The organism is Chitinophagales bacterium (genome assembly GCA_017303835.1).
Taxonomy (GTDB): domain Bacteria; phylum Bacteroidota; class Bacteroidia; order Chitinophagales; family Chitinophagaceae; genus JAFLBI01.
Map to the genome: position 1 here is coordinate 2,512,419 of JAFLBI010000001.1, position 23,032 is coordinate 2,535,450.

Annotated in this window: 22 protein-coding genes and 1 tRNA gene; 11 read left to right on the plus strand and 12 right to left on the minus strand. The window is 40.0% G+C overall.

Translation table 11 applies throughout. The annotated features are described in order from the left end of the window. The first annotated feature begins 9 nt into the window (after positions 1 to 9). The gene (locus J0L83_11360) at positions 10 to 1,857 is read left to right on the plus strand and encodes an amidophosphoribosyltransferase (GenBank protein ID MBN8665167.1); all 1,848 of its coding nucleotides are present in this window, start codon (positions 10 to 12) and stop codon (positions 1,855 to 1,857) included. A 32-nt stretch (positions 1,858 to 1,889) separates the two neighbouring features. Further along, a complete protein-coding gene (locus tag J0L83_11365) occupies positions 1,890 to 2,915 on the plus strand; it encodes an ATP-binding protein (protein MBN8665168.1) in 1,026 nt (341 codons plus the stop codon). Here J0L83_11365 and J0L83_11370 read toward each other — a convergent pair whose 3' ends face one another. Next, the gene (locus J0L83_11370) at positions 2,916 to 3,650 is read right to left on the minus strand and encodes a helix-turn-helix domain-containing protein (protein MBN8665169.1); all 735 of its coding nucleotides are present in this window, start codon (positions 3,648 to 3,650) and stop codon (positions 2,916 to 2,918) included. It abuts the gene before it with no gap. 367 nt (positions 3,651 to 4,017) lie between these two features. On the opposite strand from J0L83_11370, the gene J0L83_11375 reads away from it, so the two are divergent. Next, positions 4,018 to 5,298 carry a hypothetical protein gene (locus J0L83_11375; GenBank protein MBN8665170.1) on the plus strand — a complete coding sequence of 427 codons (1,281 nt, stop codon included), beginning with the start codon at positions 4,018 to 4,020 and terminating at the stop codon, positions 5,296 to 5,298. A gap of 104 nt (positions 5,299 to 5,402) precedes the next feature. Here J0L83_11375 and J0L83_11380 read toward each other — a convergent pair whose 3' ends face one another. The 5 genes from J0L83_11380 to J0L83_11400 form a co-directional block, all read right to left on the minus strand. Continuing rightward, a complete protein-coding gene (locus tag J0L83_11380; protein MBN8665171.1) occupies positions 5,403 to 5,606 on the minus strand; it encodes a DUF2892 domain-containing protein in 204 nt (67 codons plus the stop codon). Between the two features lie 173 nt (positions 5,607 to 5,779). Next, positions 5,780 to 6,406 (minus strand): Crp/Fnr family transcriptional regulator, encoded by a 627-nt coding sequence (locus J0L83_11385; GenBank protein ID MBN8665172.1) that lies wholly within the window; start codon positions 6,404 to 6,406, stop codon positions 5,780 to 5,782. A 33-nt stretch (positions 6,407 to 6,439) separates the two neighbouring features. Next, positions 6,440 to 6,910: a GNAT family N-acetyltransferase gene (locus tag J0L83_11390; protein ID MBN8665173.1), complete on the minus strand. Its 471-nt coding sequence runs from the start codon at positions 6,908 to 6,910 to the stop codon at positions 6,440 to 6,442. Further along, positions 6,910 to 7,572, minus strand: a complete 663-nt coding sequence (locus J0L83_11395) for a hypothetical protein (protein MBN8665174.1) — start codon at positions 7,570 to 7,572, stop codon at positions 6,910 to 6,912. Before J0L83_11395 ends, J0L83_11390 begins: the two co-directional genes overlap by 1 nt. A gap of 31 nt (positions 7,573 to 7,603) precedes the next feature. Next, positions 7,604 to 8,374 carry a 3-hydroxybutyrate dehydrogenase gene (locus tag J0L83_11400; GenBank protein ID MBN8665175.1) on the minus strand — a complete coding sequence of 257 codons (771 nt, stop codon included), beginning with the start codon at positions 8,372 to 8,374 and terminating at the stop codon, positions 7,604 to 7,606. Positions 8,375 to 8,495: 121 nt separating this feature from the next. Here J0L83_11400 and J0L83_11405 point away from each other — a divergent pair. Beyond that, positions 8,496 to 8,567: transfer RNA gene (locus tag J0L83_11405), tRNA-Arg, on the plus strand. Positions 8,568 to 9,402: 835 nt separating this feature from the next. On the opposite strand, the gene J0L83_11410 is transcribed toward J0L83_11405, so the two are convergent. After that, positions 9,403 to 10,797, minus strand: a complete 1,395-nt coding sequence (locus J0L83_11410; GenBank protein ID MBN8665176.1) for a hypothetical protein — start codon at positions 10,795 to 10,797, stop codon at positions 9,403 to 9,405. 228 nt (positions 10,798 to 11,025) lie between these two features. Here J0L83_11410 and J0L83_11415 point away from each other — a divergent pair, with 228 nt between their 5' ends. Both J0L83_11415 and J0L83_11420 read left to right on the plus strand, forming a co-directional pair. After that, complete coding sequence (locus tag J0L83_11415) at positions 11,026 to 12,045, plus strand: LamG domain-containing protein (protein MBN8665177.1); 1,020 nt, start codon at positions 11,026 to 11,028, stop codon at positions 12,043 to 12,045. A 73-nt stretch (positions 12,046 to 12,118) separates the two neighbouring features. After that, the gene (locus tag J0L83_11420; GenBank protein MBN8665178.1) at positions 12,119 to 13,156 is read left to right on the plus strand and encodes a hypothetical protein; all 1,038 of its coding nucleotides are present in this window, start codon (positions 12,119 to 12,121) and stop codon (positions 13,154 to 13,156) included. Between the two features lie 214 nt (positions 13,157 to 13,370). Here the strand turns inward: J0L83_11420 and J0L83_11425 are convergent, their stop codons facing one another. From J0L83_11425 to J0L83_11435, 3 genes are read right to left on the minus strand one after another with little or no spacing between them, the layout of a single operon-like run. Next, positions 13,371 to 14,270 (minus strand): Brp/Blh family beta-carotene 15,15'-dioxygenase, encoded by a 900-nt coding sequence (locus tag J0L83_11425; GenBank protein ID MBN8665179.1) that lies wholly within the window; start codon positions 14,268 to 14,270, stop codon positions 13,371 to 13,373. A gap of 41 nt (positions 14,271 to 14,311) precedes the next feature. Beyond that, positions 14,312 to 15,451: a hypothetical protein gene (locus tag J0L83_11430; protein MBN8665180.1), complete on the minus strand. Its 1,140-nt coding sequence runs from the start codon at positions 15,449 to 15,451 to the stop codon at positions 14,312 to 14,314. Positions 15,452 to 15,510: 59 nt separating this feature from the next. Next, positions 15,511 to 16,254: a bacteriorhodopsin gene (locus J0L83_11435; GenBank protein MBN8665181.1), complete on the minus strand. Its 744-nt coding sequence runs from the start codon at positions 16,252 to 16,254 to the stop codon at positions 15,511 to 15,513. 406 nt (positions 16,255 to 16,660) lie between these two features. Between J0L83_11435 and J0L83_11440 the strand changes: the two genes are divergently transcribed. The 4 genes from J0L83_11440 to J0L83_11455 are packed head-to-tail and all read left to right on the plus strand — an operon-like array spanning position 16,661 to position 19,338. Then, a complete protein-coding gene (locus J0L83_11440) occupies positions 16,661 to 17,896 on the plus strand; it encodes a prolyl oligopeptidase family serine peptidase (GenBank protein MBN8665182.1) in 1,236 nt (411 codons plus the stop codon). A 40-nt stretch (positions 17,897 to 17,936) separates the two neighbouring features. After that, on the plus strand, positions 17,937 to 18,344 hold the full coding sequence (locus tag J0L83_11445) for a phosphate-starvation-inducible PsiE family protein (GenBank protein MBN8665183.1): 408 nt from the start codon (positions 17,937 to 17,939) through the stop codon (positions 18,342 to 18,344). Further along, a complete protein-coding gene (locus J0L83_11450) occupies positions 18,337 to 18,894 on the plus strand; it encodes a hypothetical protein (protein MBN8665184.1) in 558 nt (185 codons plus the stop codon). Before J0L83_11445 ends, J0L83_11450 begins: the two co-directional genes overlap by 8 nt. 57 nt (positions 18,895 to 18,951) lie before the next feature. Next, a complete protein-coding gene (locus tag J0L83_11455) occupies positions 18,952 to 19,338 on the plus strand; it encodes a hypothetical protein (GenBank protein ID MBN8665185.1) in 387 nt (128 codons plus the stop codon). Between the two features lie 147 nt (positions 19,339 to 19,485). Here the strand turns inward: J0L83_11455 and J0L83_11460 are convergent, their stop codons facing one another. Beyond that, positions 19,486 to 20,646, minus strand: coding sequence for an exo-alpha-sialidase (locus tag J0L83_11460; protein ID MBN8665186.1), 1,161 nt, complete (start codon positions 20,644 to 20,646; stop codon positions 19,486 to 19,488). 126 nt (positions 20,647 to 20,772) lie between these two features. Between J0L83_11460 and J0L83_11465 the strand changes: the two genes are divergently transcribed. Beyond that, a complete protein-coding gene (locus J0L83_11465) occupies positions 20,773 to 21,549 on the plus strand; it encodes a hypothetical protein (GenBank protein MBN8665187.1) in 777 nt (258 codons plus the stop codon). 61 nt (positions 21,550 to 21,610) lie between these two features. On the opposite strand, the gene J0L83_11470 is transcribed toward J0L83_11465, so the two are convergent. Next, positions 21,611 to 23,032, minus strand: coding sequence for an efflux transporter outer membrane subunit (locus J0L83_11470; GenBank protein MBN8665188.1), 1,422 nt, complete (start codon positions 23,030 to 23,032; stop codon positions 21,611 to 21,613).

Consider the following 23,032-nt stretch of genomic DNA (forward strand, 5'->3'; position numbering starts at 1 on the left):
TATACCCTTATGAGCGACGAGATCAAACACGAATGCGGCCTGGCTTTTATCCGCCTGCGTAAGCCTTTTTCCTGGTATCAGCAGCAATATGGTTCTGTGCTGTACGGTTTGAACAAACTCTACCTGCTCATGGAGAAGCAACACAACCGCGGTCAGGATGGCGCTGGTGTGGCTTCAGTAAAATTGCATGTTGAACCGGGTTATCCTTTTTTAGCCAGAACGCGTAGCAATGCACCTCAACCCATCGCAGATCTTTTCTTCAAAATTGGTCAGGAAGTTGCAGAGCTGGAAAAATACCAGCCGGATATCAAACAACATCCCGGTTTATTGAAAGGGCACCTGCCTTTTTTGGGCGAATTGTTGTTGGGTCATTTGCGTTATGGAACACAGGGTAAGAACAATGTTGAATTTTGTCACCCCTTTATTAAGCGCAACCTCATTCCCGGCAGAAACCTCGCCTTGGCGGGTAATTTCAATCTGGTCAACACAGAGGAGTTGTTTGATTTGGTCAATGTAAATCCCGGTGAGTTTCAGAAGCAAAGTGATCTGGCCGCGATGATGGAAGTGATTCACCATTTTCTGGTGAAGGAAGATGAAATCAGTCCGAATGCCCCCGATCTCAATAAGGTATTACGCAAAGCAGCGCCATTATTTGATGGCGGTTTTCATATTGGTGGCTTAATTGGTAATGGCCACAGTTTTGTGCTGCGCGATGCACATGGTATTCGTCCGGCTTATTATTATATCAACGAAGAAGTGATTGTTGCGGCCAGTGAAAGAGCAGCCATCAGAACCACATTCAATGTGGGCGAGAATGAAGTATTGGAATTGATGCCGGGTCAGGCACTGATTGTAGATGATGCAGGTAAATACCGTATTGAACAGATATTGGAGCCCAAGGAAAGAAGGGCTTGTTCTTTTGAACGCATTTATTTCAGCAGAGGTAGTGATGAAAAAATCTACCGCGAGCGTATTGCACTCGGTCATCACTTAAGCAGAACAGTATTAGATAATATCAACCACGATTTAAAGAATACCATTTTCTCTTATATACCCAATACTGCCGAAGTAGCTTTTTTCGGATTGGTAAAGGGTATGGAGGAATACCTCAATAAGATTAAGGTAGAACGAATCCTCAGCTGGGGCAAGGATTTTACGCCTGAGAAGCTGGAGGAGATGGTGAACAGAAAAATTCGCCAGGAAAAAATTGCCATCAAGGATGTAAAGCTGCGCACTTTTATTACAGAAGATGCTAGCAGAAATGAGATGGTGCAGCACGTGTATGATATTACGTATGGTACAGTGCGCAGAGGAGAAGATACTTTGGTGGTGATTGATGATAGCATTGTACGTGGTACTACTTTGAAGCAGAGTATTGTACGTATGCTGGCGCGATTGCAGCCCAAAAAAATCATCGTGGTTTCTTCAGCACCGCAAATCCGTTATCCGGATTGTTATGGTATTGATATGAGTAAGCTGGGTGACTTCATCGCCTTCCGCGCAGCAGTGGAATTGCTGAAGGAGCGCAATATGGAGGATGTACTCACGAAAGCACATGAAGAAATCAAGGAACTACAAAGAACCAATCAATTGCATACACGCAATGTGGTAAGAGATATTTATCATCCGTTTACGCCGGAAGATATTTCCAATAAGATTGCACAGCTGATAACACCTGCAGAAGTGGATGTGCCTGTTCAGGTGATTTATCAAACCATTGAAGACTTGCATGATAGCTGTCCTACCAATACAGGCGACTGGTATTTCACGGGTAATTATCCCACCCCTGGTGGAAACCGCGTGTGCAACAAAGCTTTCCTGAACTATATGGAAGGCAGGAATGTGCGCGGGTATTAAAATATGATGCATGTCTTTTGGTAAATTGTAGTATGAAAACTGCTGCAATTTCTTCTCAGCGCATTCGTATGCAGCTGAAATACGATCTCATTGGAAAAGACTCATATCGTGGTGTAACACTCAGCTATGCTTTTCTGGCCAATCAACTTGGTCATTTTGCTTTAGGATTTATTCCGGCTTATATCCTGTTTTGTTTCTGGCCACTCAATTATTTTCCGGTTTCAGATCCCGCTTTTAGTGCTGCTTGTGTAATTGCAGCATGTTGGTTTTTATTTGAGTGCTATAATTTTCTAAAACCCCTCTTGGGTGATAAGGATAAGTATGTATTTCAGCCAGATTGGTGGAATGTGGGTATCGATACATTTATCGATGTTTGTTTTTTTGTGAGCGGTGCATTTATGGTAGCAGGCATTGCTTCTCATAAAGTGTATCTATGGATTTTTCCGGTAGTACTTTTATTGGTGTTATTGTATTTCGCGCGTAGCTGGTATATCACCAAGATATGTCAGCAAACGGCCGAGTATCCATTTCAGTTTCGACTTAGTCAGTGGCAGTTTCGAATTGATCCCGCAAATCAGCAAGCGGTTTTGGCTATACAGGCTACACAGTTTACAGGTGTGCATGTACTCATGATTGGTCCGAAAGGCAGTGGTAAAACCAGTCTGGCTGTGGCCATGGCCAATGAACGATCTATTGACCGACAAAAATGTGTGTATGCAACTGCCAGTAAATGGTTGACGCAGCTGCATGATGCCGATGATGATTTGCTAAAGGGTAATCCGTATGCATTGGCTACTTGGCGGAAAGCCGATTGGTTGGTAGTAGATGATTTGCATCCAGGGGATCCGGTATTGGGAGATTTTATCACACCGGCAATTGTGCAACAGCATTTGCAATCAAGACCCGAGAATATCCATGCTTTGGTGAGCCGCAATGTAATCTGGGTGCTGGGCAGTGATGCACCGGGCACACATCATCAGCTCAGAAACTGGCAACAGTGGTTACAACAGATTGGCGTACAAGAAGCAGACATGCGTATACTGGATTTATCTGCCTGATTAAGGAAGAATAAAATTTTCGTACGCAAAACTGATGAGGTGTGGTAAGCCTTTTACATCAAAGCGTTTGTAGAGTGGCAGAATTCTTTTTTCTACTGCACTCGTGGAGATATCCAGTTGGTCGGCGATTTCCTTGAAGGAAAGACCTTTTGATACCAAGGACAATGCTTCTTTTTCCTTTGCTGAAATAGCTGAATACTGGAATAATTCCTTGTTTAGGATTTCTTCGAACTCATTTTTGAAAGGACCGTTTGCGCCATAGCGTAACACCTTGCCAAAGCGCAGGGTATGATTCACCTGAAAACGACCGATGACTTCATCCACATGGTCGTTCTTGGTACTGAATACACGGATATGGATAGACATGGGCACCAATGAGCCGTCTTTATGGATCTTTCGGCCTTCAAAAAAATAGCTGTACTGATCCAGGTCTTTTCTTGGGCTCATCAGAAACTGTACAGCTTTATTGTTTAGTTCAAACGCAAAAGGTGCTTGTGCGGGATCTGTTGCCTGCATGATGATGTGCATGGTGATTTCATCATCACGGTAGCCCATGGTTTTTTCCCAGCCTGCCGCATAGAGTAATCGGTTTTGCTGAAAAGAGTAGACATACACTGCTTCATTCGGAAACAGTGGGATACTATTACGATAATGCTCGTATTGAGGATGTGCTTTGTCTACAGGTGCACCTGAAACCTGGGTTAGTGCGAAATAAGAGGTATTTGCTTGGGGCATAGTTGTTGATTTTGGGTGCCAACCTGCGGAAAAACACAGTTGACTTCATGATTTAGCCCCTGTATTTTTGGTTTCGCAAGTATGGTGATTCAAGCACCAGTGCTTCAACAGCCTGCAAAAATAATGCATTTGTGAAATGAGTGCAGGCGCCCCGTTTTAAACCTATCCGTGAAAGCCACGGCATTGAAATGAACGGGCTTTGAATCAAGGAACTATTGGGGGATAGTTAATAAGGTCGCCTGCATTTAGCAGGTGACCTCCGCTTCGGCGGGCTAAACAAGTCTATTGGGGGTTTTCTCATAATTGGGTACCGGGAGCGGTGCCCTTTTTTTATTTTATGTAATAACTTCCGTTAAATAGTTTTCCCATGCGCACGATACTCGCAACGATTGCATTCGTTACTGCCTTCGCCTGTAACCAACCATCCGGCAACCGAAACTTTACCATTACCAATACAGATACGGTACTCTTTCATTCTTTTGTAGACTGCAATATGGCTGAAGCCTGGATTGGTGATACATTCCGCATCTTTCCTGGTAAGTATGGAGAAGATACCGTCTGGGGTGCGGCGCGCGATTTGCGATTTGCCGATGGCAAGCATGCGCCTGCTGCTTTTAGCGCTGATTCATCTGCGTTTCGTCAGCCGCAATTGCCACCCATCGCGCCGATAGGCGCACCCGGCCTGCATGGTGCTGTTTGGTTTGAAACAGTGTATCAAAGCAGCGATGACCCTTCCGGTAAAACTTTGTATGCGGTATATCATAATGAAAACTATCCGCAGAATTTACCTTATGATGCTGCAACCGGACAAGGTTATATCAATCACTTATGGCCACAAGGTTTGCAGGGGCCAACATCACCCGCTGCTGTTTGCAGAATTGGTATCATGAAGTCTGTGAATGGTGGACATAGCTGGGAGAACAAAGGTTTGTTCATAGAAGACCTGCAACCCAGGATGATTTTGAAACCTTACAACACATCCAACACTTTTGCAGGTGGTGTAGGCGATCCTTCTGCTGTGCGCTCGGGTGATTATCTCTATTTGTTTTATGGTGAGTATAGTTATCCGCAAGCTTATGATTCTGCAAGCTATCATAAAGACAAAGAGTGGAGTGGACAATGCATTAGTGTAGCACGTATTGCGTTGAAAGATCTGGACAATCCGCAAGGCAAGGCCCAACGTTGGAATGGTATTGCTTTCGAAGCTGCATGGAACGATGCAGGTAAACCCATTGCTTCATTGCAAATTCCGCGCAAAGAAGGCGGTAGTGCGGCTTCTTCACCTGAAGGCGGTTTTCATTGGGGCCCATCAGTTAGCTGGAATGAATACTTACAATGTTGGGTAATGCTGATGGGTAAAGTAACGGGTCCATCATGGGCAGGTAGTAGTATTTATATTTCTTTCAATCAACAAAAAGATTTGAGCAAGGGTGATGCAGCCCAGCAATGGAGCAAGCCGCAATTGTTGTTAGACAAGCCGGGCTATTTTCTCTGGTATCCTTCTTTACAACCATTAGATACGGAAGAAGACATCAAACAAAAACATACTTGTATGCGCTTGGGGAAGAAAGCGCGCTTGTATGTGAAATACATTAAGCCTGATAGAAGCATTTATGCTTCAGCGCACATTATTGATTTTGAAAAATAAACTCAAGCCAGAATTATAAGGCAATAAAACACCCCTCTCTTTTGGAGAGGGGTAAGGGGTTTATCATACGAAGCTTTAGTGCAGTATGATGAGGTCAAATTATCTTAATCCTTTTTACAAGTATTGATACCAAAGGGCAGGTAGAGCGGACAAAAACTCACCACACTTGTAGCAAGAAATACACCGCCTAATACAACCAATACCAGGCCCCATGTACCAGCTACAGTACCTGTAAAATACAATGCGGCAAAAACAATTGCCAGGATTACGCGGATAATGCGGTCTGCACCGCCCATGTTCTTTTTCATGTGTTGTTGATTTAGTGTTTAAGGATGTTTTGTATGAGTGTTATTCCGCCATATACCAATGCAATACAAAGCAAACACACCAGTATCAGTTTTTTCCATTGGCCCATACGGCAGGTTGATGATGTAAAAATATAGGCATTCTTTGGCCTGGGCTGGTGACTCCAATCACCGGCTTACATGATTTTGATCAGTCCGTCTTGCTGTTGAATACGCCCCTCTTGTTCCAAACGCTTCATCACCCTGGTTACCACTTCTCTGGCTGTGCCCAGTTCCTGGGCGATTTGCCGGTGGCGGATATTCAGTTGTGTTTCGTTTTTGACACGACTTTTTTCCAGCAGGTATTGATACACTCTTTCGTCCAGTCGGTTAAATAAAAGGTGATTGATGGTATCAATCAGTTCTGCATAGCGTTGGTTGTATTGCTGGAAAAAGAGTTGGTTAAGGGAGGGGTATTCCTTCACCCAGCGCTGTACTTTATCCGCAGGCAGCAGCAATACTTCGCTGTCTTCTTCCGTAATGGCCATGATTCTGCTGGGCTGATTGTATTGACAGGCTGCAAAAGACATGATGCAGCTTTCAGATGCTTGAATGTAATAGAGTAGTAAATCTTTTTCCTCGAATGAACTGAAAACTTTGATGGCGCCTTGCAGTACAACGGGGATTAGTTTTACGTACTGACCTTCTCGCACTAGCGTAGTATTTGCAGGAAATGATTGGAGTACTGCATGTTGTTCTAATTCGTTCAACAATGCTGTGCCTAGAAAATGTAAACGGGTTTGCCAGTTTGTGGAATTGTCCATGTGCAGCTTAAGTTACAACAGCTGCGGCAAAAATCAACAAGTTCTTTGCATATACACCACACCTTCCAGCGGGTTGGCGTAATAGGCGGATGCATCGGTAAAGCCAAAGGCTTTATACAGTTGGATAGCAGGCTGCAATCGATCCAGCGTATCCAGTTTCATGATGTGATAACCCAAGGCTTTTGCATCATCCAGAATGGCTTGTACTAGTTTTCTGCCGATACCAAATTTGCGAAAGCTGGGCACTACATACAGTCGCTTCATCTCACACACACCAGCTTCAGGTAAGGGCTGCAGTGCTATACATCCTGCTGGTTGATCTTGGTAATAGGCCAATAGTAAACTACCGGTGGGCGGTCCGTATTTTTTAAGTGGGTCTTTCAGCTCTGCTTCAAAACTTTGGAAACAGAGATCTGCATTCAACTCTTGCTGGTAATCCAAAAAAAGCTGCCGAACTGTTTCGAGTCCGGCATTGGCTTCAGTAATATGTTCGAGGCGAGTCATTAGCCTGGAATGCGTGAGATATACTTTTCAATTTCTTTGATCTGATCCACTACCTGCTTTGTTGTTGGTTTGCAGGCTTTGGCTTTGCGGAAAAAATCTTTTGCTGCGCGAAGTGAATTGCGATCCGCTTTATTCATAAATATCTGACACATGCTTAAATAAGCAACCGCTTCACTTTCTTTATCGGGGATGCCGGCGCGGATAGCAGCACGGATATAGCCTTCAGCTTGTTTGATATCGCCCTTCTGCATGGCCATCATACCCAATTGCAATTTGTTGGCGCCTTCTGCTTCTGGCATAGGTGCACCCAGCGAAGAACTTTTCTTCAGGTGTTTTTCGGCTGCATCAAAATCTTGCTGCATCATCGCCAGATTACCCTTGATGGTATAGTAAGTAGAGCGGATGGGTGTGTAGAGGAGATTTGGAAACCAAACCGAGTTCAGAATTTTTTCCACCTTATCTACTTCGCCTTTTTCCATGGGGTCCTGAATCAGTCGCAATGGGCCAATGAAGAAATGGGTGAATATGGCAATAACGGCGATAAAATAGAGTGGAAAGCTGGGCCAGAAGCCGGTTCCGGTGAGGTTTAGCACCACGGCACCGATCAATACCACACAGCCGATCCAGAAACGGTAACGAATGAGTAAATTATAGAATTGCATACTTGCGCTTTTGAGAGCGGCAAAGATAGCGTTACTGGGCGTACCAGCCACCATCTACCGGAAGGGCAGTTCCGGTAAGGGTTTTGGCCCCATCAGATGCCAGGAAAACGGCTAGATCCCCAAGGGTTTCCACGGGAACAAACTCTTTTACAGCCTGTTTCAGCAACATTACTTTACTCACCACCTCTTCCTCGCTTAGGTTATGTACCCGGGCTTGGTCGGCAATCTGTTTTTCTACCAAAGGCGTTTTCACATAGCCGGGACAAATAGCATTGCAGGTAATATTATGAGGTGCACCTTCGAGTGCTGCCACTTTGGTGAATCCTACAAGGCCATGTTTGGCAGCTACATAGGCCGATTTGAATTCAGAAGCCATGAGGCCATGGGCCGATGCGATATGGATGATGCGTCCAAAACCTTGCTGGCGCATGTGTGGCCAAACTGCTTTAGTAAGGTGGAAGGCTGCGCTGAGGTTGATGGAGAGGATGGCGTCCCATTTGTCTTCAGGAAAATCTGCAATAGGGCTCACGTGTTGTATGCCTGCATTGCAGATAAGCACTTCAATACTGCCGAATTTGGCAACCGCTTCAGTTACCATGGCACGAAGTGCAGCGGCATCCAGCATATTTGCCGGGGAGAAATGTGTTTGAATTTGATAAGTGCTGGCTATATCCGCAGCAATAGCCGGGCCATCTGGTTCAAGACCATTTAAGACGAGATTGTAACCGGCTTTGGCAAACTGACGGGCAATACCCAGACCAATACCGCTGGTACTGCCGGTGATGAGTGCTGTTTTAGGCATAGCAAGCAAATTGTGGTTTAAAGCTACGCAAGCCTGCTGGCAGCAGCCTGATTTTCTTGTGAAAGCCTTGTTTCAGCAAGTGAAAGACCTGTATTTTTGTTGCCCTCGCTGCAAAGCGGTTGGCCCGGTAGTTCAATGGATAGAATAGGAGTTTCCTAAACTCTAGATACAAGTTCGATTCTTGTCCGGGCTACTAATGTTATTATTCCTGATACATTTAATAAATATTATACAAGCCCCGACGCTACGGTCGGGATGCTGACAGGATCGTCAGCATTCGATTCTTGTCCGGGCTACAATTTGAAAATTGTTTCCTTGATATTATAGTTTTATAATACAAGTCCCGACGCTACGGTCGGGATGCTGACAGCATCGTCAGCATTCGATTCTTGTCCGGGCTACAATTTGAAAATTGTTTCCTTGATATTATAGTTTTATGATACAAGCCCCGACGCTACGGTCGGGATGCTGACAGCATCGTCAGCATTCGATTCTTGTCCGGGCTACCCAATGAGAATTGCGGCTCAATTTTTTTGATGAGTCGCGGTTCTTCTACCCCAAAACTTTGATAATCCTTCTATTGCTCTGAAGGCATTTTAGATTTTAGAAAAAGTGCCGCAGTGAAAAGGAAAAGAGATTGATTATTCGAAAAAGCAATTAAGAAACTATAGGGGATTGGAGTTAAAAATTAGGAATCTTGAGAGGTTGGTTAAAGAACTTCAGAAATAGCTATCTCAACAATCACCATATTGTTTGTTTGTGCTTCTTGGAAGGCGGATGATGTTTTCTAATAATGAATATGTATTATGTGTTAGTTACAGTACATTAATTGAATAGAATCGATTTTATTGTTTACGCCTTTTAATATGAAATCATAGTTATAACTTATAACAAGTACTTTTTTGTAACGTTTTTACTATGTGAGAAGGGGGGCTACAAGCTAACACTAGGGGGGAGCATGTGTGTCTTCCTTCTCCATTGTTAACTAAGCGCTTGTATGATCCCACAACTAAAATCCTGTCATACACCTAAGCGTCATTTTTTCTGATAATGATTTTATTAATATAGCGCTCGTTAATGTGGTAAGTAAAAAAGCGTTTATCAAAGTCGGATCGCTTTCTTGCAATTAGCTCATCCCTGGTATTTGTAAAATCATTGAATTTTTTGTTGATCAGCTTTAATGCGTCAGCTCTTAAATTGTTTTGAATTTTATAGGGTCGTTTGTCAATACCAAGTAGTTTATTGATTTCATCAATAGAAGTGTTTTCGCCTGACTTACTATTCAGCCAGATCTTTTCAACAACAACAATTTCTACTTCATCAAGTAAGTCTGTAAATTGTTTGTGTTGGTTAGTTTGTGTCTGGTCAATGGTATTTGATGTTTTAGTCTTTTTTCTATAATGGTTGAATAGTAAAATAGTACCTATTAGTAATAGCAGTGCGTTTAATGCAATAGAGAATATGTTAATTAATTTATTTTGTTCCGGTTTATTGTTTGAAGTATCCGTTTTGTAGAAACTTGCTATTTTTTCGGAGCGATACGCTTTGGTATCTATCTGTTGGAATTGTGTATCTGATAAATTGCCAATAAGAATACTTGTACCCTTCGATTTTGTTACCCAGGCATTTTTTTGACCAGTTATTGAATACAGTTTATTTAAAAAGTCATCTGCCAGATGATAGTATTGGTTCTGTGTAAAATCAAGTTCAATGGTGTGGGTGTTGAGTCTTGTATGTATGATTAATGAATAGTCTGTGTTTGCAATTGCACGTATATCTGATATTTCATTTATTAAGTCAGATGAAATAGCATATGTAAGCTCATTCCATTTCTTTGATGCAATATCAAAAATAGCTATAGACACCCCCTTGCTCTTGACTGATGATTGTAGCAAGTATTCGTCAGGATAGTTGCTGAAAAGAACAAACACCCTACCTTGCTCAGGGATAAAATGGAAATAAGCATTGATGCCTAAGGCAGCAGGAATATGCTTATTACTTAGTACTGCAGTCCAATCTTTAGTATCCCAATCAAACCGCCTAACAGCACCAGTAACTCGCCAAAATCCATACCCACCTATACTATAGAGTGTATCATTGAAAACAAACTCAAAGGCGCCAAATCTATCTCCACCATATTTTGTTGCGTCAATTCTTGATATTATGCCCGTACTATCAATCATTAAAATTCGGCCTGTACCTTTTTCTGTTAGTAACAGCCGATTTTTTACAACATGTATCTTGTTTAATTGAAAATCATTCGGCAAACTCAACTGCGCTGATAAAGATGATAAAGCTTGTGCTGAGTAGTTGGTGACGCTTAGCAAGCGTAGATTTTCACTAAGTAAATTTTGTGTGGTTGATTGTTGGCTTAAAGTGTGGAACCAAGTAAAAGAGAGGAATAGCAAGCAATAGAATCTCATAGAGCGAAAGTAAATATTAATACGCTAGAAAGCTGTTTTATTGCATTTATAGTAAACATATTCATTATGTGTAATTAATTATAAAACATGTTCTAATTGAATGTTTTTAGCGAACATCTCAATAAACCTACATAAGCCAATTTTAAGTTGAACTCTTTGGATACTCAATTTATTGTATGGTAGGAAAAAGTACTAAATGCTTGAGATAATTATTAATAAATCTACACTATGAAGCGGGTATTTATGATTGTTCATTGTTGCTTAGCAGTGATAATTTTTTCTTGTCAAAAAAAGGAAGCTAGTCCACAGCCATCACCGCCGCCAACTAATTCATCGGTAGTTTCTGTGAGTACTACACCGATAAGCGATACCGCATTGACGTACTGTACATCTGGTGCCACTGTTGCTATCAGTTCGGGTACAGCACAAATTAATAATAGAGGCTTGGTATGGAGCACAAGCAGAAACCCGGATATTTCTTTGAGTACTAAAACAGAGGAATCAAACAACTCTTTCACAAGAAGAATTGTAGGCTTACTGCCAAATACAACTTACTATATACGTGCATATGCCACCACTTCAGTTGGTGTAGTATATGGTAATGAGTTAACATGTACTACAAAAAATGCGCCCGTTACAAATGGACTTATAGCCTATTACCCATTCAATGGTAATGCAAAAAATTGGGTGGATACTGCCAATAATGGAGAAATTACAAATGCTACTTTAATTGCAGATCGAAGAAATAACGCAAACGCGGCATACAATTTTAATGGAACCAGCGCTTTTATTGACTTTGGAATTAATAACAACATAGGCCCCACTACTAAAACGCCTATTTCAATTAGCTTATGGCTAAGCGCAGGTGCTACTGGGAATGTGATCTCTAAATATCTTAATCTCGATGCAAGCAGATCCTACTTTTATTTTGGTAGAAGTAATAGCAATATTAGTTGGATTGGTAATGGAACAAATCCATACATCAGTTTATCAACAACCCCTGATACAGAGTGGACGCACTATGTTTTACTCGCAGAAGCTGGTGCCAATAATGCAAAAGTGTATAGAAATGGCAAGTTGATAGGTACTGGTACCCTTGCTATGAATGCTAGCATGTCGAACACATCATTAGTCATTGGTAAAGTATCGGGAGCTTTCCCCGGTTTTTTGAAAGGAAGTGTTGATGATGTATCCATTTTTAACAGGATACTTACTGAATCTGAGATAACAGCATTGTACAATAATTAAGCAACAACATAAAACGGTATACCCTTTAGTATTCAGAATACTTATATAATCCTCATTTTAAAACCCCAATAATATGTTTCAAAGACTATTAACTATTGCAAGTGTTTTGTTAGTACTTCAATCCTGTAAAAAAGATGATGCGGCTGCCAAAGAGCCTCCCGTAGTGTATGTTGTTGGTAGCGAAGAAATAGCTACACCTTCAACTTATTCAATTGCTAAGCTTTGGAAAAATGGACAAGCTACCAATCTTACAACTTCAAATAATTATGCGGAAGCATACGCTGTATTTGTAAGTGGCTCAGATGTTTATGTAGCTGGCTATGAAACGCAAGGCGTAAATAATGTTGCCAAACTATGGAAGAATGGTGTTGCTACAAGCATTACCAATGGCACGCGAGACGCCCAATTGGGGTCTGTATTTGTAAGTGGCTCAGATGTGTATGTTTCTGGTTATGAGTCAAATGGAAATTACGATGCAGCTAAGATTTGGAAAAATGGCGTTGCTACTACTTTAGCTGGAGGTGTTAGTACAGATGCTTACTCTGCCGGCGTAGTTGTTTCTGGAGCTGATGTCTATGCATTAATTCAAGAGTATGGTGCTATCAATGGGGTAATTAAGGTTTGGAAGAATGGAACAGCAACAACTATATCGTCTGCGAATGTTGATGCCTATGCAAATTCTATAGCTGTTTCAGGTAGCGATGTTTATGTTGCCGGTAGTGAGCAAGTTGGAAATACATATAAGCCTTTCATGTGGAAAAATGGACAGCGTATAGCTATTAATACCACTAGTGGCGTTACCTATTCGGAGGCGGGATTTATTACTGTTGCTAACAATGATGTTTATATAATCTTATATGAATCTGACAGTAATAGTAATGAGTATTATCGAATTGTAAAGAACGGAACTGTGATTGCAACTTTAAATGGAGCAGCAAATACTTCAATTGAAGCCAATTCATTATTCGTTTCTGGTAATGACATATATGTTTCCGGAGCTGAAAACGTAAATGGCAAATGGTCTCCTGTCTACTGGAAAAACAATACAATCGTTCGCTTAACAGCATCCTCCGCAAGTAATGGACACGCCTATTCAATATTTGTAAAATAGCCTAAAAGAATAGATACATAAATATTATTGTAAGTATCTAATAAAACGGAATTCTACTTCAAAAAGAATTACTTAAGCATAAATATTAGTTTTCCGGAAGAACAATTAAGCCGCGGTATTTCACTGCGGCTTTTTAGTATGTTGATGAAACAGTTGTTGTGAAGAATTATAAAGTTGCGATACCATGGTTTGTGCGTATACAAATTTGCTGTAGTTATTTACTTGTGTATCTGTTTAGCATACTTGACATCACGCCCACATGTGGCAATGTTAGAATTGATATACTGATGAATAAGATGGATAAAATGTTATGGGGCTGATTAGATTGTAGCAAAGTAAATAAGACAAATACAATTCCAAACCAAGTAAGTAGAATAAATGGAGCACCATTTTTGATGATATTCCATAATTGTTTTTTTTGCCCATATTCATTCGTAAGGAAATAGGTGATATCGTTAATTGTGTTTATGGCATGCCAACAACTAAAGTACAATGCAAATCCAAGCGGCAAGGGTAATAAACTGATTGTTAGAATGATAATGAGGTAGGTTGCGAGATAATAAATCGTGTTTATCTTGTTACTGCTGTAAAAAACAAGTGCTATTAAACAATTGACCGCGCAAAGACTATAGGTATAAGGTTTAACTTGATAGAAAACTGCACTAGAGCTATCATAATTGATGATGTTATCTATAATGGGGATAGTAGTTTCAGGATTAGATGTAATTAACACTAACAAAATACTTCCACCGTGAATTAATTTATGCAGCTCTTTAAAAATTTTTCTTTCAGTTGAATAATAAACCAAGTCTGATTCCCCAAAATGATATGCTGATAGAAGTAGAAAGACCATTAAGGATGCTATAGGGAAAAGATACCATCCTATGGCATAAGCAATCATACTTATTAGATAGTTAGAGTAGAACCTGGGTATTGAAAAGATTTTGTGATCTTTTTTAGCTTGATGTTTGGCAACTAAATAGTCAAATGCGCCATGTGGCAGACCCGTGAGCATCATTGTAATGCCAAAAAAGATCCACTGCCAATTTTCTGGAATTGAGTAAAGGTATTTATGTACGATTAGCGTGAAGAGTGAAATGCTGATGATAATCAAACTTTGAAGATGCCTCTTCGATATGATTGTGCCATTCATCATTAGATAATTGAAGGTATTAGTTTGATGAAATCGGACTTGGGTAGTTGCAAGAAAAGTGCTATTTCGTCTTGTATGGTACTATCTTCATCTAAAAACTTCAATATTTTATTCATTGGTACTTTTCTAAATAAACATTGTAAAATCTCGCTTGCTTTTCTCGGATTTAGTTCAATTAATTTTAGTAGTAGTTTGTCATAAAAGAAGAAGCGTTCTTTGTGATGCGTATAGTTGGCATTAGTGTAGTAAGCGTTGCTTAATAGTTTACTATGGCGATAGATTCTGTTAAATGCATATCCCGTAGAAGGTTTCATCATGCCTGCTGCAATTCCAATAGGGATGATATTGTTTGAGCAAGTTTTGGAAAATTGATAATCGGTCATTGGTAATATGCCCGACTCTCTACTGGTTATTTGAAAGTTGGTTTTATAATGTGTTTTAATGTAATCAGCAAGAATAGCCTCGTCAGCCTCTTGTCTGATATTTAAGTTGCTCGTGAATCTGGTTATTTCGAAAAGTGCTTTTTTGGGCGTGAATGGCAATACATACATAAATGTTACTGCTTTGTCTTGACTTCCAATAAAGTCCATTAGTACTGCAGTTTCCGTATCGAATACATTATTTTCGGTTTCAATAAACAGTCCATGAAATTGTTGATGTATATAGCTCTTGGAGTTCTGAGCAATATCTGTATTGTTATAAATACTGCTATATAGTTTTGTGCAAGTGAATCTTGATTTCTCAGTGAATACAGTTACGCCATTAGGCTCATGATGGATATTCGTAACCCGATCTATGTGTAACTGTATAGATTGATGCTGCTCTATGAAGTTATAATGATAATCGAAAAAGGTTTGGCTGTTGATGTATGTATAGGAATAAGGAGCTATTGATCTTGTTCTTTTACTGCCATTATTGCCAATGCTAAGTGCGTTCCATCTTTTACTGATTAGGCTATTGTAATCATAATGATCAGATTGTATCCACGAGCACCAGGATTTTTTTTGATGCATTGAATTACCATCATCTATGATTAGTATGCGCTCTTTATTAAAAGAAGCATGATTGGCCATTGCATAGGCTAGTTGCATGCCGGCACATCCTCCGCCTAATATGATAATATCGTAGTCGGGTTGTTTCATAAAAGCGGATTGCAGCTATAATGCTGCAATCCGTATCATTCGCTGTTATACTAAATGGGTTAGCTATTACTGTCTTTTCTGCTAAGCGAATAGATGACTAGACCAAAACCAATTTTATTTACTGCGTCACCAATGTTATAAATGATATCCATTGAAGCTTGTGCTGCCTTAGGATCTGCTACCAACTGAATACCAAACAGACCTCCGTTTGTGCCCAGTATATATCCCAATGGATAGATTGCCCAACCAACGAGTACAAACCAGGCAAGTGTTTTGTTAGCTGCAGCTACCGCCGGGCTTGAAGCAGCAGCGAGTTTCGCCACATCGCCTACCCAAACGAGGTACACAATATAGAAATAGGCTGCACCGCTTATAGCACCCCACAACCAGCTTTGTTTTTCCTGACCATAAATTGCTTCACCAACATAGCCAGTAATAAGCATAACCAGAGAAGCAAATATTAATTTCCAGAGTAATTGCTGTGTGGCACCAACTTTACGTGTGATCAAGTAGAATTCAACACACATAAGGGGTACTGTTAAAATCCAATCAACGTAACGGAAGAAAGTTGGAGATTGTCCAGTCTCTAAATTGTAACCACGCATGTAGTAATAGTGTACTGCAGCAATGAAGGTTATCAGACCCGAAACAAGCAATGAAGTACGCCACTTTTTATCTGTATTATTTAACTCAAAGAAAAAGAATACAGAAGCAGCCATCATAGCCATCGTACCGATAAAGAATGTGAATGCGGTATAATTGTCGGATGCAATTGTACCCACGTTGAGAAGTAATTTCAGCATAGCAATAGTTTTGGTGATTAAATATGTACATGCGAAGACAAGCTGAGATTTAGATTGTTTGTTGAATGCTGAAAGCCAAGTCTGGAAAGTCTTCTGCTAAATAATCTTCTAACTCATTTTTGATCAATAAATTATAAACGCATAAATTTCGTTTCGCTCTTTATAGTTGCTTATTTATTTATAAAGAATGAAGAATTATTGCACGTTTATTTTTTGTGTTAATGAATTGATGTAAAGTGCGAGTTAGAAAATAATTTGAAACTCAGATTTTCTTGATAATGGGTTTATTTGCTTTCGTGATTGACGGAATATTTATAGCATACGCCTATTATTAATAGTTGGTTGTCTTTTTGCTGTTATAGCTTTAGCCAAATTGTTTAAGCATTTATTTTTAAAAACAATCAGCATGCTTCACAGATGCCTTCTGGTACTGCTATCACATTTTTTTCTTGTTACACTTTTAGCCCAATCTCCTAAGGTAGTTGTACCAGCTGGTGTAGAATACCAGTGGCTTAATACTTATGGTTTTGATAAATTAGGCAGTATTGTAAGTGCAGAGTTAGATACTTTCTTATATGGTTCTCCTATGCCAGCAAATGAGTTTAAGGGTAAGTTTGAAAAGCCTCAGTTTGCTGTTAAGCTCTATAAGGTTAAGTATTTAACGCGCGTACCAGAATGGGGGCAACAGCCTATAACTGTTACAGGGTTAATTGCAATTCCAGATAATGGGAAAGACTCAATGCCAATAATTTCTTATCAGCATGGAACTGTTTTTTCTAAAACAGCAGTGCCATCTTTCCCTGAAGAGTGTATGGAATATAAGTTGATGGTTGCGCAATATGCTTCTAATGGTTATGTGGTTATTGGTGCCGACTATATTGGGTTGGGTGAGTCTGATTTACCAAATGGTTATCTGATAAAAGAAAGTACGGAGCAGGCATGTGTGGATATGATATTGGCAGCTAAAGATGTGCTTAAGTCTATGAATATTAAGCCAGGATCATTATTTCTCCATGGTTGGTCACAAGGCGGATGGAATACAATGACATTGTTAAGAAAACTCGAGGAAATTCATATGCCTGTCACAGCCGCTACAACTGCTGCAGCTCCAGTAGATGTAGCAGTTACAATTAATAGGTGGATGAATAATTATCAACCGGGTGATGCTATTTGGTTAACAGCTTGTGCTTCTAATTTGATTTTTGCCTTCGAACGATACTATAAAATGCCAGGCTTATCAAAAAATGTGATTCGTCCTGAGTATTATACGGCAGCAGAAAATTTCGCTGATTTTAAAATTGATTGGCCTACTTTTTCTAAACAAGTGCCGTCAACAATTCAGGCATATTTTAATCCAGCGTTTATGCAATCAGGCAATATTGCAACATCTGGTTTTTGGAAGATATTAGAAGCATCTCAAGCTTATCGTTGGCGCTGTCAAACCCCACTTAGAAACTATTATGGAGAACAAGATGAAGTAATTCCTGTATTTATCGCTACGCTCCCACAAGGCTTTCACACTTTAATGGGTGGGGCTAATACAAAGTCTATATCGGCCGGTGCTAAGGCTGATCATCGAGCAACCCATGTGTTTTCTGTTATTGATGGGAAAAAATGGTTTGATAGTTACCTAAAACGTTAGTTGAATTTAGTCTATGTTATATCAGAAACCAATTCACTTCTTGAAGTCCGTAGCTAAGTATGTTTTGTTTGCGGTTTTGTGTATGATTGTCTTAAGTATGGTTTTGGGAACCCTACATCTGATCGTCATGTTTGTTCAAAAATTACTCTCTCCAGATCCATATTATTTAGTAATTAGTATTGAAGATTTATATGTACTATTTACAATAATGTTGATCATTTTCGTTGGGTATGAATTATTCAAATCATTACTACTTGTTATTCATCATGATTCAATACCTGTTAGATCAATATTAAAAATTACAGCTATTGCAATTTGTAATGAGATTATCACGCTTGAAATGCATAAGGTGAGTTTTCAGCAAATGGCTGGTATTGCCTTATTAATAGTAAGTACTGGTGCGGCCTTCTACATGTTTAATAAGGATAATTTGCATCAGGATGAATAGTGGCGTGTATAAAATGCAATATTTAATCAGTACTGTTTGTATCTATATACTTGTTTTAACTTCTTATATGCTTTCGGCTCAAACAGAACAAATCTATTTGCACAACGGCACTTGCATGAATGTAAAGGTAATTCGTTCTGATGCTTATACATATACTGTTCGATTAATCAATAAGGGTAGCGTTGAGGCTCAACTAAGTAAGTATGCCATTCACACAATCAGGTATGATAATGGTATAGTGGATACCATTAGTAAAAAAGTGGAAATTATATCTGAGGAGGATTGGCAGAAAGTGATTATGGTAGAAGATAAATCAGCCTTATCAGGATTTACGAAAGCTGGCGATGTTTTTGGACATACTGCATTCTTGAATCTTCATACTCCAACAAGTGCTAATAATAAGGCAGTTGAAAAATTAAAAAGGGCAGCGGCTAGAATGGCTGCACCCTTTGTCTTATTGGTATTTGATCGGGAAAGTACTTTGTTGCCGGTTTTAAGAGGGCTTGGTGGATTTCAATGTCAGAAAAGTGGCGTTGCATACCGGTATTAAAATGATTGTATAATCCTGCATGTAAAATGACTTTATTGTAAACTATTAATCCTAAATATGAAAAAAAATCTATTGCCGCTATTATTGTTTAGTGTTTTTATTTCTTGTGCAAAAAAAGAAACGCCTGCGGTTGAGAAAACCTATACAGTTCAGTATAAAATAGAAATGACTGCTGTTGCTAATACCGTTTTAACTGGTACAGTTACATATGTTTCTAAGTCATCCATTGCAGCTACTACAAACTTAGCTACTCCGGGTTGGACTTTTACAGAAAGTAATTGGGCCCTTAAGAGTGGTGATAGAATTGGGTTTTCAACAACTATCTCAAATTTGGCTGCATATAAAGCATTCCTTATTATAGATGGAGGTGTAAAGACATATAATGCCGAATCATCAACTGCACCACTTAACGGCAAAATTGATTTACATTATGTAATGCCTTAGCGCTTTTATACGTTTCACTTTTTGAGAACTTAATATGATCCTAAATGCCAAGTACACAGGCTTTTTTACTAAGTATAATTCTTACGTTGTGATTTATTTCTGAGAAGTTAATGAACATCGAATAGGAAATAAAATTCAACTGCAATTTTATTTCCATTTCAATGCCCTGAATATTATTTCCTGATATTTATTTCTCTCATAAATAATACCAATTGAATTGTTATTAATGATTACAAGATCACTGTATGCAGAATAGTCTCCTTTAAAGGCCGCCGGTGCATGATCAATCAGCCATTGTTTAGTCCAGGTTTTACCTTCGTCCATACTGATGCGTAGCGTTAAAGAGTCTCTGTTATTTACACTGGCTGCATTACAAAATGCCAATATAGCCTTGCCTTTGTGATATCCAAGATTGAGAAGTGTACCCTGGTTCACCGGATCAGGTAATTGTGCGTCATAATAACTGGTATCCCATGTTTGTCCGCCATTGCTACTAATGGAAACAATGCGTGTACGGATATCGCCTTGTTGGTTCCTGCTATTCAGCATCAGTTTACCCTTGCTGAGCTCTGCTGCAGTAGATTCATTGCTTCCTTTCATATTCACAGTGGCGGCCAGTTGAAAGGTTTTGCCATGATCATCCGTATAGAATCCATGTGCTGCATAATCTTCAAACTTGTTTTGTGGAGGCCCGCTTGAATGATTGGCTGCTATATAAATTCTTCCTCTGTAGGGCTTTTGCGCTAATTGGATGGCATGACCTGGCGTATTGGCATAACTTCTCCAGTCCTCTGCAAATCGGTAATTGCTGTCTGATCCTGGTTGATTAGGTTTATGCACTTGTTTTGTAATGTTTACAGGTGTACTCCAGTTGCGTCCATTATCTGTTGAGGAGATATACCAAACCTGTCTCAATCCATTACCCCTGCGTACTTCGTATTCATGATTGTTGCCTGTATTAAAGAATAAGAAAATTCTTCCATCGGGATATTGTGGATCCAGCATATCTACTACAGGCGCAGGATTACCTGCCTGCATATTTCCGCCATTAACGACTATTTGAATCGTTGACCAAGTTTGACCATTATTGATACTTCTGCGTAATACAATATCAATTTTCCCGAAATCTCCTGATCCGTCTCTTCTTGCTTCACAAAATGCCAGCAGGGCATTATCCGGTGCACGTACAATAGCCGGAATGCGAAAAGTGTGGTAATCTGCTTCCCCTGCACGAAAAACCATGGTCTGCGCGTGCAGCGTATAATTCATACCCACGAACAGGAAGAAAAAAAATAAGGATTGTTTCATTGGCTCAATTCAACAGAAAATTACACAAAGTTGCTGCTGTAAACTGTTTTTGCCGATTTTTTAGTAAGGCATGCGTAAATTCAGAAACCGTTTCTGAATTATAGTTGGCAATTTAAATTTAAAAATATGTTCAGACTCTTTTTATACGCTTTATGCTTACTCCCGCTTAGTATCCATGCACAAAAAGATTATAGTGGTGTATATTATCTCGGTGGACTCAATAAAGTAACGCCCGCAAAGCCGTACGGACGTATTCAGGTACTTCAATTGGCAGATCAGCGAGCATTTGTTCGGTTGTATTATATGAATGGATTACAATCATCGAATTCTGCTGCATTTAGTGAAGTGATTCAGCTAGATCAGGGGCGTTTAGTATATACTACAAAAGAAGATCCTTCTTGTACAGTAATCCTCACATTTACCGATACGGCACTAGTGGTTACCCAATCATCAACCGCGTTTTCGTTTGCGTGTGGTTTTGGTAGAAATGTTGCAGTAGATGGGATTTATCAAAAGAGTAAAGAGTCGGCTATTGCGCCCATTCGTATTGGGCAACATCGATTGAGTTTGCAGTGGATTGATGCAGCAAGTATTGGCAGTGCAACTATAAGACCTAGTGTCAAGGGAGGCGGATTCCCGATTCAAGGTCGACAGGTGTTGTCAGGGTATTTGAATAAAGATTCTTTATCAATCAAAGGAATAATCTATCCATTGTCTGATAAAGAGCTGGTGTTTGATGGCACCATTGTGTCGCAAACTACAATGGTTAATGGAGGTCAACCCTGTATTCGTAAAGGCGTATTCACATTCAAATCAACGCAGGGAAGAAAATACTGGCGCTTGCAGCAAATGCAAAATTGCGAAGGAGGAATGGTTGTGGATTATATAGATATCTTCTTCTAAAATAGAGGGCCAGGTAGAAACCCGGCCCGATGCACATGAAAAAAAGGAAAACCCTGAAAATTTATCGCCAACCACCGCCAAGTGATTTGTAAACATTAACGGTGGTGATGAGTTGATTTTTTCTTGCAGTGATCAGTTCTACCCTGGCTTTTAATGCTTGCTGCTGTGCAATCAGTACTTCGAGGTAATTGGCTCTGCCATAGCGAAACAGATCAGCTGAAATGTCTACAGCACTATTGAGTGCCACGCTTTCTTTTTGTTTTATTTCTACAATGGCTGCAAGATTATTTGTTCTCGCAACTTCATTGTATACTTCTATATAAGCCCTTACAACCGATTGCTGGTATTGATAAAGCTTATCCATTTGTTTTGCAGTGGCATTATTAAATTCAGCCTTGATTGCTGCTCTATTGATCATCGGCATCGTCAGTCCGCCAACCAAGGAATAAGCAATTGACTCTGGTGTTGTAAACAGTAGTCCGGGACGAAACGCTTGAAATCCTAAATTACCCGTGATATTCAAGCTTGGTAGAAAAGCTTTTCTGGCAACCGATAAATCAGTTCTGGACGCGAGTAGTTCCAGTTCTGCCTGACGAATATCTGGTCTGTTCTGTAAGAGTTCTGCAGGTATGCCGGCACTGATTTTTTCAGGCAAAGCTGGAAACTGAGCAGCCCTTTCTACGCGTGTAGGTGTTCTGCCGCAAAGAAAATTTATGCGGTTCTCTGTTTCTGTGATGATCTGTTGTAACTCTAACCTGAATCCATTGAGATTGAGTAATTGTGCTTCAAACTGCTTTACGGCAAGTTCTGTTGAGGCTGCAGCTTCTTTTTGCACTTTTACAATATCAAGGACCTTAGTTTGAACTGCAATGGTTTCATCAATGATCTTGATTTCTTGATCTAAAGCAATTAACTGATAATAGGCATTTGCGACTTCTGTAATCAGATTGGTGATCATCAGATTTCTGCCTTCAGCACTTGCCAATAGTCTTTGTGTTGCTGCCAGTTTTTTGTTTTTCAACTTGCCCCAGATATCTGCTTCCCATTTCGCCTGAAAGCCGGTGTAGAGATCGGGCAGGTTAATGGGTACCAGTTTGCCCGGCTCGATATCAGTAACAATATTACCGGCACCATCCATGGTATATAAACCAAAACGGCGCATGCTCGGTGCAAGCAATGGATCAACTGTTGGCTTTAATGCCTGTGTGGTTTGTAATACATCTGCTCTGGCTTGTTCTATTCTTTGCAGCATAGACTGCAGATCCCAGTTACGCACGAGTGCTGTATCAATCAATTGCACCAGTAAAGGATCTTTGAAATAGTTGCGCCAGGAAATATTGGCCAGATTATTACTGGTATCTGTTTGCTGAATAAAATTCTCTGGCAGTTTTACTTGCTGATCAATGCTTTTAATTTCCGGCACTTTACAAGCACTTATCCAAAGTATTGCGCCATAAATCCAGTATCGGGATAGTTTCATCAT

What these genes read in the sequence shown, in the direction of transcription:
- J0L83_11435 (MBN8665181.1), bottom strand. Translation starts at nt 16,254, where the DNA reads ATGCTGAAATTACTTCTCAACGTGGGTACAATTGCATCCGACAATTAT.
- J0L83_11415 (MBN8665177.1), top strand. Translation starts at nt 11,026, where the DNA reads ATGAAGCGGGTATTTATGATTGTTCATTGTTGCTTAGCAGTGATAATT.
- J0L83_11390 (MBN8665173.1), bottom strand. Translation starts at nt 6,910, where the DNA reads ATGACTCGCCTCGAACATATTACTGAAGCCAATGCCGGACTCGAAACA.
- J0L83_11440 (MBN8665182.1), top strand. Translation starts at nt 16,661, where the DNA reads ATGCTTCACAGATGCCTTCTGGTACTGCTATCACATTTTTTTCTTGTT.
- J0L83_11375 (MBN8665170.1), top strand. Translation starts at nt 4,018, where the DNA reads ATGCGCACGATACTCGCAACGATTGCATTCGTTACTGCCTTCGCCTGT.
- J0L83_11395 (MBN8665174.1), bottom strand. Translation starts at nt 7,572, where the DNA reads ATGCAATTCTATAATTTACTCATTCGTTACCGTTTCTGGATCGGCTGT.
- J0L83_11380 (MBN8665171.1), bottom strand. Translation starts at nt 5,606, where the DNA reads ATGAAAAAGAACATGGGCGGTGCAGACCGCATTATCCGCGTAATCCTG.
- J0L83_11450 (MBN8665184.1), top strand. Translation starts at nt 18,337, where the DNA reads ATGAATAGTGGCGTGTATAAAATGCAATATTTAATCAGTACTGTTTGT.
- J0L83_11410 (MBN8665176.1), bottom strand. Translation starts at nt 10,797, where the DNA reads ATGAGATTCTATTGCTTGCTATTCCTCTCTTTTACTTGGTTCCACACT.
- J0L83_11385 (MBN8665172.1), bottom strand. Translation starts at nt 6,406, where the DNA reads ATGGACAATTCCACAAACTGGCAAACCCGTTTACATTTTCTAGGCACA.
- J0L83_11430 (MBN8665180.1), bottom strand. Translation starts at nt 15,451, where the DNA reads ATGAAACAACCCGACTACGATATTATCATATTAGGCGGAGGATGTGCC.
- J0L83_11470 (MBN8665188.1), bottom strand. Translation starts at nt 23,032, where the DNA reads ATGATGAAACTATCCCGATACTGGATTTATGGCGCAATACTTTGGATA.
- J0L83_11455 (MBN8665185.1), top strand. Translation starts at nt 18,952, where the DNA reads ATGAAAAAAAATCTATTGCCGCTATTATTGTTTAGTGTTTTTATTTCT.
- J0L83_11465 (MBN8665187.1), top strand. Translation starts at nt 20,773, where the DNA reads ATGTTCAGACTCTTTTTATACGCTTTATGCTTACTCCCGCTTAGTATC.
- J0L83_11360 (MBN8665167.1), top strand. Translation starts at nt 10, where the DNA reads ATGAGCGACGAGATCAAACACGAATGCGGCCTGGCTTTTATCCGCCTG.
- J0L83_11400 (MBN8665175.1), bottom strand. Translation starts at nt 8,374, where the DNA reads ATGCCTAAAACAGCACTCATCACCGGCAGTACCAGCGGTATTGGTCTG.
- J0L83_11370 (MBN8665169.1), bottom strand. Translation starts at nt 3,650, where the DNA reads ATGCCCCAAGCAAATACCTCTTATTTCGCACTAACCCAGGTTTCAGGT.
- J0L83_11365 (MBN8665168.1), top strand. Translation starts at nt 1,890, where the DNA reads ATGAAAACTGCTGCAATTTCTTCTCAGCGCATTCGTATGCAGCTGAAA.
- J0L83_11420 (MBN8665178.1), top strand. Translation starts at nt 12,119, where the DNA reads ATGTTTCAAAGACTATTAACTATTGCAAGTGTTTTGTTAGTACTTCAA.
- J0L83_11460 (MBN8665186.1), bottom strand. Translation starts at nt 20,646, where the DNA reads ATGAAACAATCCTTATTTTTTTTCTTCCTGTTCGTGGGTATGAATTAT.